The following is an 11,684-nucleotide window of genomic DNA, read 5'->3' on the forward strand; positions in this document are numbered from 1 at the left end:
AATAATCAACTAATCAGTTTAAATTAATTTTGTATCATGATAAATTTTTATTTAGTTATCAATATTTTGTTTATTGGTTTAATGATCTATTTATTACTTAAAAATGTAAATATTTTTGTCAAACTCTTAGTGCTAAATAGTTTAACTAGTATAATAACCTTATTCATTTGTTTTCTTGGTTCATTTAAAATGAATAATTGTTATCTAGACATTGCTATAATTTATTTTCTCTTAAGTTTTATAGCAAGTGGAGCATATTTACAGTATTTTATCAATCAATCTAATAATGTGATGTGATGGAAAAACAAATAATAATATTGGGTTGTGGTTTCAGTGGTATGCTTACGGCATTATCGTTTGCGAAAGAGGATATTAAGACTACCATCCTTGAGTATCAATCGATAAATTCTGATAATTTTTGTACTGATATAAGAACGACCGCCTTAACCCCTGCTTCTATGCAGTTTCTAAGAGGCCTTAATGTATGGTTTGAGATTGAGAAGATAGCTAGCAAAATGTTGGACGTCTATGTTGTTGATAATAAAGCACCAGAGATGCTATGTATGTCAAATATTAAGGGAAATGATGCATTAGGTTATATAGTAAAAAATAGTGAATTTAAAAAAATATTACTAGCAAATGTTAGAAAAAACCCTTTGATTAAGGTAATTGATCAGTGTGATTATAAAAAAGTTGATAGTAAACCTAATCATTCAACCATATATCTAGATGACAATAAGACTATGAATAGTGACTTATTGATTGTTTGTGATGGACGTAATTCTAAAGTTCGTCAATATTATTTTTTTAATAAAATAGAGAAAACCTATAACCAAATCGCCTTAACGTTTGATATTAAGCATGAGAAAGATCATGAAAATTGTGCTATTGAACATTTTATGCCATCTGGTCCTTTTGCCATTTTACCTCTCAGAGACCAAAAGGCCTCATCTATAATATGGACTACTGGGCAAGAGCAGGCTGCATTATTGATGAGCTTACCAAAGGAAGAATTTGAGTATTTAGTAAGTAAAAATTGTGGGAATTCTTTAGGGTCTATTGCTTTAGATAGTACTATTAGCTCTTTTCCTTTAAAGGCTCGTATAGCTAGTAAATATTTTTATAATAAAATAGCAGTTGTGGCAGATAGTGCCCATACAATTCATCCTCTAGCTGGTCAGGCTTTGAATCAAGGAATAAAGGATATTGAAACTTTAACTCAATTAGTGGCTAGTAGTGGTATAAGTACAGGAATGCTAGAACGATATCAAAAATTAAGACAAAATGATAATTTTCATATGTATATGATTACTGAAAGCTTAAATAGTATTTTCTCAAACCATTCAAAACCCTTGTGGTATCTAAGACGTTTGGGGCTTAAAGCTATTGATAATATACAGCCTATTAAGAATTTGTTAGTAGAGTATGCCATGGGTCGTAGATAAAATGAAAAATATCTTACTATTTTGCCAAATAAATACTCTAGGGGGATTGAAATGAATTTTTTTGATGACAGAGAACTAGGTTCTGTTGACAAAAATTATAGTTAGGCAAGAGGAATAAAAAGTTGCCATAGTAAGAAGAAATGGTAGTTTCTAGTTATTAAAAAAAGGAACTACCAATATGAAGTATTACATAGAAGAACAAGCATGGGAAGTAATTTTATCATTTTTTAAGGAAAGAAATGGTATACACAACAAGAATGAAGAAAAAATGAGACATTTTATTGAAGCAATATGGTTTATTGTTAGAACAGGTTGCCAATGGCGTTTTCTAGCTGATGATTATGGTTGTTGGTACAGTATTTATCGCAGATTTAAGAGATGGGTTGACAAAGGTATATGGGATGATTTAATGGATTATGTTAAAGTAGATGCAGATATGGAATCAATTATGATTGATTCAACTATTGTGAGAGCACATGCTTGCTCATCTGGATATATCAAAGGTAATCAAGAAGAAGAGGCTTTAGGTAGAAGCAGAGGTGGTTTTAGTACTAAAATTCATGCCCTTGTTGATGCCCTTGGTAATCCATTAAAGTTTATACTAACTGCTGGGCAAAGAAATGATATAACTCAAGCGGGAAATCTTACTCAAGATGTTCAGAATACGACTGTGATAGCCGATAAAGGATACGATAGTAGTGCATTTGTAGAAAGTTTAGAAACTAAGGGGTGTGAGATTGTTATACCACCAAAATCTAACCGTAAAGTACAACGTGAATATGATAAACATACTGATAAGGAACGATATTTAATTGAGTGCTTATTTGGTAAAATCAAACATTTTAGGCGTATATTTTCTAGATTTGATAAGGCTCCAGCCACTTTCTTAGCTTTTCTAAATTTTGTTGGAACTTTAATATGGTTACGTTATAATTTTTGTCAACAGAACCTAGTATTGCGATTTTAAAATAATGCTGTTAGTTCTAAAGAACGGTTTTGGTATTTTATGATAAGGTTGATAATTGGGATAGTAATATTTAAATTACCATTAAATGTACAAGTGGATGTATATAATACCAATTGCAATAATGAACACGGTGTATTTATCCAATCTCTATACATAATTGATTTTACTAAATCTACATTATGAGCAAGTTGATTCCAAGCGTAACAAGCCATAGTAACGATATCTTCATATACACCATAACATTGGTTAGACAAGAAATGATTTTTAATCCATTCCCAAACTTGTTCCATTGCATTAAGTTCCGGTGCATAGGGCGGAAGCGGTATCAAAGTGATATTGCTTGGCACAGTTAGTTTTTTGGCTGTGTGCCAACCTGCATTATCCGTTAGTAAAGCTATATGTCGGTTGCCTTGAATACTGCGAGAAAGCTCTTCTAAGAATTTATTCATTGCCTGTGTGTTTGCATATGGTAAAATTAATGCACAAGCTTCTCCTGTCTCATGGCAAGCAGCTCCGTAAATATATGTTGAAATAAATTGCTGTTGCCGAACTTTACGGGGTCTAGTGCCACGCTTAGCCCATATACGAGTTAAGATACCTTGTTGCCCAACTCTAGTTTCATCCTGAGACCATATATCAACTTTACATCTATCGATATTTTTTGCTAATAATTTTGTTAACATGTCTGGAAAGTTTTCTTATATCTATTTTGAGTCTCTTGATTTGACTTTGGATGCATTGAACGAGAAGTAATCCAGCTAAAACCAAGGCGGTGCATAGTATTGTAGACTGTTTTTAAAGCACATTTAGCACCATATTCCTCAAGTAACATGATATGTAGCTCTTTTCCAGTTATATACCCACCAGTTTTACTTTCACTGAGCGTATTGATTTTATCAAAAATAGCAGACTCTTGTATACTGTTAATCTTCCTAGGGGCACCGCTTCTTTGTGATTCAAATAATCCTTCAAAACCATGATTCCTAAATCTTCTGAGCGATGATTGCACAGTTTTCCAGTGTGACTTCACTATTTCAGATATGGCTTTAAAAGATTTGCCTAATTGAAGGTGATACATCGCCAATAAACGTATACGATTTCGACCATGCGGCTCATGTTTCATCATTTTTATAAAATCATGACCTTCAAAACCTTGCGGTAATATTAACCTAGCTATTTGAGTACCTATTTATCAGTTAAAAACCCATTTTTTAACACCGTGTTCATTATTGCAATTAGTATTATAATACTAATAAAGCTGGTGATAACAAAGAGTTTATAGAAAGATGTATTTGTATTGGATTTCCAGTAATGATACGAACGTTAGTTTATTTAACACCTGCATTAATTATCTTCTTGGTATTATTATTACCTAGAGAAGTATTTATTTTTAAAGAGATGATAATTGAGGTCATATGGGAACTCGTTTGGTCGTTCTGTTATTATTGGAGGCTAAATTCGGCCATCAGGATAGCAGCAAATTAGGTTGAGGATTAAAAGTGGCTCTAATATAATTATAAAAAAAGTTCAAAATACCAGTTGACAGGATGGTAGATTTTGCATATAATTACTCCTACGAAAAGACGAACATTAATTGTTCGTAGCTGTTTTTAAAAGTAAATAATCAGATATAGGTAGTGACAGCAAAATGTACTTATCACTAAAAGTGATAAATTAAACCTGTCAATTTTTTGAAGAAAAAGTAGACAGAATCAAACTTGAGAGTTTGATCCTGGCTCAGAACGAACGCTTTCGGTATGCTTAACACATGCAAGTTGAACGGATTAATTTAGGGCTTGCTCTGAATTAGTTAGTAGCAAACGGGTGAGTAACACGTGGGAATCTGCCCATCAGTACGGAATAACACTTAGAAATAAATGCTAATACCGTATATTCTCTTCGGAGGAAAGATTTATCGCTGATGGATGAGCCCGCGTCAGATTAGGTAGTTGGTAGGGTAATGGCCTACCAAGCCAACGATCTGTAGCTGGTCTGAGAGGATGATCAGCCACACTGGGACTGAGACACGGCCCAGACTCCTACGGGAGGCAGCAGTGGGGAATATTGGACAATGGGCGAAAGCCTGATCCAGCAATACCGAGTGGGTGACGAAGGCCTTAGGGTTGTAAAGCCCTTTTCAGCAGGGAAGATAATGACGATACCTGACCAAGAAAGCCCCGGCTAACTCCGTGCCAGCAGCCGCGGTAAGACGGAGGGGGCTAGCGTTGTTCGGAATTACTGGGCGTAAAGAGTGCGTAGGCGGTTTAGTAAGTTGGAAGTGAAAGCCCGAGGCTTAACCTCGGAACTGCTTTCAAAACTACTAATCTAGAGTGTAGTAGGGGATGATGGAATTCCTAGTGTAGAGGTGAAATTCTTAGATATTAGGAGGAACACCGGTGGCGAAGGCGGTCATCTAGGCTACAACTGACGCTGATGCACGAAAGCGTGGGGAGCAAACAGGATTAGATACCCTGGTAGTCCACGCCGTAAACGATGAGTGCTAGATATCGGGAGAATTTCTTTCGGTTTCGTAGCTAACGCATTAAGCACTCCGCCTGGGGAGTACGGTCGCAAGATTAAAACTCAAAGGAATTGACGGGGGCTCGCACAAGCGGTGGAGCATGCGGTTTAATTCGATGTTACGCGAAAAACCTTACCAACCCTTGACATGGTGGTCGCGGGAAGCAGAGATGCCTCCCTTCAGTTCGGCTGGACCACACACAGGTGTTGCATGGCTGTCGTCAGCTCGTGTCGTGAGATGTTGGGTTAAGTCCCGCAACGAGCGCAACCCTCATTCTTATTTGCCAGCGGGTAATGCCGGGAACTATAAGGAAACTGCCGGTGATAAGCCGGAGGAAGGTGGGGACGATGTCAAGTCATCATGGCCCTTATGGGTTGGGCTACACGCGTGCTACAATGGTATCCACAGAGGGAAGCAAGACGGTGACGTGGAGCAAATCCCTAAAAGATATCTCAGTTCGGATTGCTCTCTGCAACTCGAGAGCATGAAGTTGGAATCGCTAGTAATCGCGGATCAGCATGCCGCGGTGAATACGTTCTCGGGCCTTGTACACACTGCCCGTCACGCCATGGGAGTTGGTTTTACCTGAAGGTGGTGAGCTAACGTAAGAGGCAGCCAACCACGGTAAAATTAGCGACTGGGGTGAAGTCGTAACAAGGTAGCCGTAGGGGAACCTGCGGCTGGATTACCTCCTTTAAAGACTTAACATAGCAAATATTACTTTTGTAATATTTGCCTAAGTTTGACTTTCGCTGTCACTACCTTTAACTGATTGTTTATGAAGCTTTTAAAAACAGCTCTTTCTTTAAGTATTTTTTTATATTCACCAAGCCTAGCAAAATAAATATTTCCCAATATATATACTTGATGAATTTTAAGAGTTGATTAGTTAGGCGTACGGGTGACGAGCGAACGAAACGTAGTCAAACCATTATTCCTACGTGACTTATCTTCGAGATGGATAGGATCAAAATTGTGCCATAAAACGTAGTATGCGGTGTATGGGATAGAAAATTAAATTTTCTTTACTGACTACATTTTATCATTTTGCAGATTTTGTCATTTGGGGCATTGTTAGATCAAATAAATTGAATAAATGTTGCTGAATAGACGTTAATTTTGATAATCTTGCTACTTTACAACCTTTGATAGTATAATACCAATTGCAATAATTAACAATCGTATACGTTTATTGGCGATGTATCACCTTCAATTAGGCAAATCTTTTAAAGCCATATCTGAAATAGTGAAGTCACACTGGAAAACTGTGCAATCATCGCTCAGAAGATTTAGGAATCATGGTTTTGAAGGATTATTTGAATCACAAAGAAGCGGTGCCCCTAGGAAGATTAACAGTATACAAGAGTCTGCTATTTTTGATAAAATCAATACGCTCAGTGAAAGTAAAACTGGTGGGTATATAACTGGAAAGGAGCTACATATCATGTTAGTTGAGGAATATGGTGCTAAATGTGCTTTAAAAACAGTCTACAATACTATGCACCGCCTTGGTTTGAGCTGGATTACTTCTCGTTCAATGCATCCAAAATCAAATCAAGAGACTCAAAATAGATATAAAAAAACTTTCCAGACATGTTAACAAAATTATTAGCAAAAAATATCGATAGATGTAAAGTTGATATATGGTCTCAGGATGAAACTAGAGTTGGGCAACAAGGTAGCTTAACTCGTATATGTGCTAAGCGTGGCACTAGACCCCGTAAAGTTCGGCAACAGCAATTTATTTCAACATATATTTACGGAGCTGCTTGCCATGAGACAGGAGAAGCTTGTGCATTAATTTTACCATATGCAAACACACAGGCAATGAATAAATTCTTAGAAGAGCTTTCTCGCAGTATTCAAGGCAACCGACATATAGCTTTACTAACGGATAATGCAGGTTGGCACACAGCCAAAAAACTAACTGTGCCAAGCAATATCACTTTGATACCGCTTCCGCCCTATGCACCGGAACTTAATGCAATGGAACAAGTTTGGGAATGGATTAAAAATCATTTCTTGTCTAACCAATGTTATGGTGTATATGAAGATATCGTTACTATGGCTTGTTACGCTTGGAATCAACTTGCTCATAATGTAGATTTAGTAAAATCAATTATGTATAGAGATTGGATAAATACACCGTGTTCATTATTGCAATTGGTATGAGATTGTTATACCACCAAAATCTAACCGTAAAGTACAACGTGAATATGATAAACATACTGATAAGGAACGATATTTAATTGAGTGCTTATTTGGTAAAATCAAACATTTTAGGCGTATATTTTCTAGATTTGATAAGGCTCCAGCCACTTTCTTAGCTTTTCTAAATTTTGTTGGAACTTTAATATGGTTACGTTATAATTTTTGTCAACAGAACCTAGGCATAGAGTCGAAAGATTTATGTAAATCAGGGGTTATTGGTTGGATACTAAAAGCTAATTTGATTAGCGGAATGATACAAGCTCAAGGTTTGTATAATGCTGAATTAGGGGAAATTTATGGTAATTCCTGCCGCCTACAATTTGAGCTTGATAAAAAGACAAGTGCTATGGATAATGCTTCTAAAGCCAATCTGCTTGCGTTATTAAAGTTAACTGAAGACTACATTAATGCTAACTCTGATCTTATCGACCAAATTATTAGTATATTACTAAATACATCACCAAACTATTAAATGGCAGAAAGATGCCATTCCTAGCTAAAAGCGGGAATCCAAAAAATAGCCTGCAAAGGCTATTAGATATTATGGATTTCCGCCTACGAGGGAATAACATACTAGTGATCCACGCGGGAACGATATCGGTAGTGGTTAAACTGACGACCTTAATTCTTGAAGTCTAGCTAGTATAACACACTTTCTTCACAGCACTAATAACATCTTCTATAGTTGGCAGTGCTAATTTCTCTAGATTAATAGCATATGGTAGAGGAACATCCTTACCCGAGATAATCTCTATAGGAGCATCTAGATAATCAAATGCTTGGTTCATTACCATACCAGCTATAGTTGCACCAACACCTGCAAAAAACCAGCCTTCCTCTATAACAACCAACCGATTAGTTTTTTTAACCGACTCTAATATAGTTTCTATATCTAAGGGCTTGATAGTTCTTAGGTCAATTACCTCACAGTTAATACCACTATCATACAAGCTATTTGCTGCATCTAAAGCCAACTTAACTTGCAAAGAAAATGTTACTATTGTGACATCATCACCTTCAATAAGTTTCTTAGCCTGACCAAATGGAATTGGTTCTATTATTTCTGGGACTTCAAAACTATGGCCATAGAGAATTTCATTTTCTAGAAAAACAACCGGGTTATCGTCACGAATAGCAGTCATTAGAAGCCCTTTGTGATCTTCTGCACTATAGGGAGCTACTACCTTAAGCCCCGGAATATGACTATAACAAGCTGTATAATTGTGACTATGTTGGGCAGCAACTCGACTTGCTGCCCCATTTGGTCCACGAAATACTATTGGACATTTAATAGTTCCACCAGACATATAATGAGTTTTAGCTGCAGAGTTAACTATTTGATCCATTGCTTGCATAGCAAAATTAAATGTCATGAATTCAACAATGGGACGAAGCCCCGCAAATGCCGCTCCAATAGCCACACCAGTAAAACCATGTTCTGTTATTGGCGTATCAATTACCCTTTTTGAACCAAACTGCTCTAATAACCCTTGGGTTATCTTATACGCTCCTTGGTACTGAGCAACTTCTTCTCCCATAATAAAGATACTATCATCTCTTAACATTTCTTCTTGCATTGCTGCACGTAAGGCTTCCCGTACTGTCGTTTGTAACATGTTTCTACTCATTCAACGTAAATATTCGTATATAGCTCTTCTTCATCCGGTAATGCCGATCTTTCTGAGAACTCAACTGCTTCTGCAATGACCTCTTTAACCTCTTTCTCAATTTCTTTTAACTGCTCTTCGCTAGCATATTTATTAGCCAAAATTATATTTTTCACTTGTGATAATGGGTCTTGTTCCTTATAGTTTTCCACTTCTTCCTTACTACGGTATTTACCTGGATCAGACATTGAATGTCCTCTGTAACGATAAGCATCCATTTCTAATATTATTGGTCCACCATCATTTCTAACAAACTCCGCAGCCTGCCGAACATAATCATAAACTGACTCTAACGACATACCATTTAGTCTAAATCCCGTAATACCACATGACTCCCCTTTCTTGTAAAGGTCAGTCATAAAGGTAGAACGAGCTACTGAAGTACCCATTGAATATTGATTATTTTCAATAATATAAACTACAGGTAAGTGCCATAACGCCGCTAAATTAAAAGCTTCATATACTTGACCTTGATTAACTCCCCCATCTCCCAAGAAAGTAAAACATATATTATTAGTATTTCGATATTTCTCAGCAAAAGCTAGACCTGTACCTATAGGTACTTGAGCGCCTACAATACCATGTCCACCGTAAAATTTGTTTTCTACGTCAAACAGATGCATTGAACCACCCTTACCTTTCGAGCAACCAGTCTCTTTACCCATCAGTTCTGCTAATACGTATTTTGCTTCAGTCCCTGCTGAAATAATATGAGCATGATCCCTGTAACTGGTAATAGTACTATCACCAAGCTGTTTTACTAAATCCACACCAGTAATTATCGCTTCTTGTCCAATATATAAGTGACAAAATCCACCTATTAGACCCATACCATAAAACTGCCCACATTTTTCTTCGAATCTTCTAAGCAACAACATCTTCCTATAAGACTCAAGATACTGAGGACTATTTAATTTATATTTCCCAAAAACAATCATGTATACTCCTATAAAAGCTTGAAGAATTGGTTTTCCAATTTGGGCATACACTATAATACAAAAATCATCAAGGGTTAACTACCAATTTATGTTTTAGATTTACTAATTTAATATGACAATTAACGCTACATTTAGGATTGGCTACTTTCTTTTTTGCAATACAATTTTCCTTAGGCTTTAAAGCAATATTATTCAAAAATTCTTTAGTCTCCTTATGCATATATTGTACTCTAACCTTTGCTGTACCTTGTTTTTCAAATCCTAAAATTTTAGCAGATTTTTCCGAAACATCTATAATACGGTTCTTTTTAAAAGGACCGCGATCATTAACCATAAGAATAAGAGATTTATTATTACTTAAGTTAGTCACTTTAACCAAACTAGGTAATGGCAAACTAGGATGGGCTGCACTTAGCATATGTTTATTATATGTATCACCATTTGCTGTTTTTTTTCCATGAAATTTATGTTTAGAACCATACCAAGATGCTATACCTACTTGGTTGCAATTAATATCTTCCTTAGGTTTATAAGTCTTACCTTTGATAGTATATTTTTTACCTATCTTATAATGCCCCTTATAATAAACATTTTTAGGATCTTCCTGCGATAATTTACTATATAGACTAGGCTTAGTAGAACAAGAGCTAAGCCCTATACAATAAACTAACAACAAAAGAATATATCTAAGTTTCACTTTCATTTATATCATATTTAACCTGAATTTGATATGACAAGTTATATCGAATTGAGATTATTTATTATCATTTTCTTCAGTTTCTTTTATTTTAACATGACAGACAACCCTTGCCACACCATTAATCTGGGAAGCAATAGAAGTAACTTTTTCTAATTCTTCCTCAGACCTTGCTATACCAAATATATATACTATATCATTCACTGTAACAATGGTATAATTTACCCATTTTATATCTCGGTTAACAAAAGTTCTAGCCTTGATCTGACTAGTAATCATAGCATCTTTAGTATATTGCACTAAGTCAAAATGATCACTTTTTTTATCTATTATTAGTTCATTAATAACTTCACAAACTCCTTTTTCACCCCACACAATTTCTACAGCTTTTAATGCATCTTCTTTTTTGTCTATGATTCCAGTCAGTAGTACCCTACCCTGATTTACCTCAACCTTAATCTTAGTATATAATTCCCTGAAATTATTTTTTATAAAAGAAGCTTTAATTTTTGTAGCTATTTTTACGTCATCAATTGTCTCCGCAATTGATTGATCTTTTGCAACTGCAAGAGTAGAGGTAGTTGCTGCAGTAAAAACAGCTGGCAGACAACCTGTAAGCATGAAAGATAAGATTATAATAATAAAGTTAATTTTATACATAACCATCCTTAAATCTACTAATTTAACCTCAAATATCGATGTAAGACATCGGTTTAATGACCTAGGATGTCATTCCCACGTAGTCACACGAATTTGGGATAAGAATTAGTTAATTCTTATCCCGAATTGGAGTATACTCAGGTAGAACTTCAAGAATTGGCGTTCCCGCGACCAAAGATCTCCGCTGCTCCGTTACTCATGTACGCTCCGCTGCTCGACTTTGCTACTGCCTAGGTTCTGTTGACAAAAATTATAACGTAACCATATTAAAGTTCCAACAAAATTTAAAAAAGCTAAGAAAGTGGCTGGAGCCTTATCAAATCTAGAAAATATACGCCTAAAATGTTTGATTTTACCAAATCAGCACTCAATTAAATATCGTTCCTTATAAGTATGTTTATCATATTCACGTTGTACTTTACGGTTAGATTTTGGTGGTATAACAATCTCACACCCCTTATTTTCTAAACTTTCTACAAATGCACTACTATCGTATCCTTTATCGGCTATCACAGTCGTATTCTGAACATCTTGAGTAAGATTTCCCGCTTGAGTTATAGCCGAGTAGAAATCATAGC

At 35.7% G+C, this 11,684-nt stretch carries 12 protein-coding genes, 1 rRNA gene and 1 pseudogene; 7 read left to right on the forward strand and 7 right to left on the reverse strand.

What is annotated here, in order from left to right; genetic code table 11:
• Positions 1-36 precede the first annotated feature (36 nt).
• From ACFE3K_RS05995 to ACFE3K_RS06005, 3 genes are all read left to right on the forward strand, one after another.
• A complete protein-coding gene (locus ACFE3K_RS05995) occupies positions 37-297 on the forward strand; it encodes a monovalent cation/H+ antiporter complex subunit F (RefSeq protein ID WP_375358640.1) in 261 nt (86 codons plus the stop codon).
• Positions 297-1,445 (forward strand): FAD-dependent monooxygenase, encoded by a 1,149-nt coding sequence (locus ACFE3K_RS06000; RefSeq protein WP_375358641.1) that lies wholly within the window; start codon positions 297-299, stop codon positions 1,443-1,445. Before ACFE3K_RS05995 ends, ACFE3K_RS06000 begins: the two co-directional genes overlap by 1 nt.
• Positions 1,446-1,623: 178 nt before the next feature.
• Positions 1,624-2,412 carry an IS5 family transposase gene (locus ACFE3K_RS06005; RefSeq protein ID WP_375358642.1) on the forward strand — a complete coding sequence of 263 codons (789 nt, stop codon included), beginning with the start codon at positions 1,624-1,626 and terminating at the stop codon, positions 2,410-2,412.
• Here the strand turns inward: ACFE3K_RS06005 and ACFE3K_RS06010 are convergent.
• Complete coding sequence (locus ACFE3K_RS06010) at positions 2,409-3,095, reverse strand: IS630 family transposase (protein ID WP_375358643.1); 687 nt, start codon at positions 3,093-3,095, stop codon at positions 2,409-2,411. The two genes, ACFE3K_RS06005 and ACFE3K_RS06010, sit on opposite strands and share 4 nt — an antisense overlap.
• A complete protein-coding gene (locus ACFE3K_RS06015; RefSeq protein WP_375358644.1) occupies positions 3,089-3,538 on the reverse strand; it encodes a helix-turn-helix domain-containing protein in 450 nt (149 codons plus the stop codon). The genes ACFE3K_RS06010 and ACFE3K_RS06015 overlap by 7 nt, the downstream gene beginning before the upstream one ends.
• Before the next feature lie 588 nt (positions 3,539-4,126).
• Here ACFE3K_RS06015 and ACFE3K_RS06020 point away from each other — a divergent pair.
• From ACFE3K_RS06020 to ACFE3K_RS06035, 4 genes are all read left to right on the forward strand, one after another.
• Positions 4,127-5,629: ribosomal RNA gene (locus tag ACFE3K_RS06020) — 16S ribosomal RNA — on the forward strand.
• 502 nt (positions 5,630-6,131) lie between these two features.
• The gene (locus ACFE3K_RS06025) at positions 6,132-6,533 is read left to right on the forward strand and encodes a helix-turn-helix domain-containing protein (RefSeq protein WP_375358645.1); all 402 of its coding nucleotides are present in this window, start codon (positions 6,132-6,134) and stop codon (positions 6,531-6,533) included.
• The gene (locus ACFE3K_RS06030) at positions 6,527-7,105 is read left to right on the forward strand and encodes an IS630 family transposase (RefSeq protein WP_375358646.1); all 579 of its coding nucleotides are present in this window, start codon (positions 6,527-6,529) and stop codon (positions 7,103-7,105) included. Before ACFE3K_RS06025 ends, ACFE3K_RS06030 begins: the two co-directional genes overlap by 7 nt.
• A gap of 289 nt (positions 7,106-7,394) precedes the next feature.
• Complete coding sequence (locus tag ACFE3K_RS06035; protein WP_375358647.1) at positions 7,395-7,616, forward strand: hypothetical protein; 222 nt, start codon at positions 7,395-7,397, stop codon at positions 7,614-7,616.
• 163 nt (positions 7,617-7,779) lie between these two features.
• On the opposite strand, the gene ACFE3K_RS06040 is transcribed toward ACFE3K_RS06035, so the two are convergent.
• The 5 genes and pseudogenes from ACFE3K_RS06040 to ACFE3K_RS06060 all read right to left on the reverse strand — a co-directional run bounded on the left by ACFE3K_RS06040 (position 7,780) and on the right by ACFE3K_RS06060 (position 11,664).
• Positions 7,780-8,760, reverse strand: a complete 981-nt coding sequence (locus ACFE3K_RS06040) for a pyruvate dehydrogenase complex E1 component subunit beta (RefSeq protein ID WP_375358648.1) — start codon at positions 8,758-8,760, stop codon at positions 7,780-7,782.
• An 8-nt stretch (positions 8,761-8,768) separates the two neighbouring features.
• Complete coding sequence (pdhA, locus tag ACFE3K_RS06045; protein ID WP_375359503.1) at positions 8,769-9,749, reverse strand: pyruvate dehydrogenase (acetyl-transferring) E1 component subunit alpha; 981 nt, start codon at positions 9,747-9,749, stop codon at positions 8,769-8,771.
• Positions 9,750-9,816: 67 nt separating this feature from the next.
• Positions 9,817-10,431: pseudogene (locus ACFE3K_RS06050) on the reverse strand (septal ring lytic transglycosylase RlpA family protein); the annotation flags it as partial.
• 72 nt (positions 10,432-10,503) lie between these two features.
• Positions 10,504-11,106 (reverse strand): BON domain-containing protein, encoded by a 603-nt coding sequence (locus ACFE3K_RS06055; RefSeq protein WP_375358649.1) that lies wholly within the window; start codon positions 11,104-11,106, stop codon positions 10,504-10,506.
• Positions 11,107-11,466: 360 nt separating this feature from the next.
• The gene (locus tag ACFE3K_RS06060) at positions 11,467-11,664 is read right to left on the reverse strand and encodes a transposase (RefSeq protein WP_375359443.1); all 198 of its coding nucleotides are present in this window, start codon (positions 11,662-11,664) and stop codon (positions 11,467-11,469) included.
• Positions 11,665-11,684: the final 20 nt, after the last annotated feature.

This window comes from Candidatus Tisiphia endosymbiont of Neophilaenus lineatus (assembly GCF_964264975.1).
GTDB lineage: Bacteria > Pseudomonadota > Alphaproteobacteria > Rickettsiales > Rickettsiaceae > Tisiphia.

Excerpts from the sequence above, each read along its gene's own strand:
- ACFE3K_RS05995 (WP_375358640.1), top strand. The coding sequence starts at position 37 with ATGATAAATTTTTATTTAGTTATCAATATTTTGTTTATTGGTTTAATG.
- ACFE3K_RS06000 (WP_375358641.1), top strand. The coding sequence starts at position 297 with ATGGAAAAACAAATAATAATATTGGGTTGTGGTTTCAGTGGTATGCTT.
- ACFE3K_RS06005 (WP_375358642.1), top strand. The coding sequence starts at position 1,624 with ATGAAGTATTACATAGAAGAACAAGCATGGGAAGTAATTTTATCATTT.
- ACFE3K_RS06010 (WP_375358643.1), bottom strand. The coding sequence starts at position 3,095 with ATGTTAACAAAATTATTAGCAAAAAATATCGATAGATGTAAAGTTGAT.
- ACFE3K_RS06015 (WP_375358644.1), bottom strand. The coding sequence starts at position 3,538 with ATGATGAAACATGAGCCGCATGGTCGAAATCGTATACGTTTATTGGCG.
- ACFE3K_RS06025 (WP_375358645.1), top strand. The coding sequence starts at position 6,132 with ATGTATCACCTTCAATTAGGCAAATCTTTTAAAGCCATATCTGAAATA.
- ACFE3K_RS06030 (WP_375358646.1), top strand. The coding sequence starts at position 6,527 with ATGTTAACAAAATTATTAGCAAAAAATATCGATAGATGTAAAGTTGAT.
- ACFE3K_RS06035 (WP_375358647.1), top strand. The coding sequence starts at position 7,395 with ATGATACAAGCTCAAGGTTTGTATAATGCTGAATTAGGGGAAATTTAT.
- ACFE3K_RS06040 (WP_375358648.1), bottom strand. The coding sequence starts at position 8,760 with ATGTTACAAACGACAGTACGGGAAGCCTTACGTGCAGCAATGCAAGAA.
- pdhA (WP_375359503.1), bottom strand. The coding sequence starts at position 9,749 with ATGATTGTTTTTGGGAAATATAAATTAAATAGTCCTCAGTATCTTGAG.
- ACFE3K_RS06055 (WP_375358649.1), bottom strand. The coding sequence starts at position 11,106 with ATGTATAAAATTAACTTTATTATTATAATCTTATCTTTCATGCTTACA.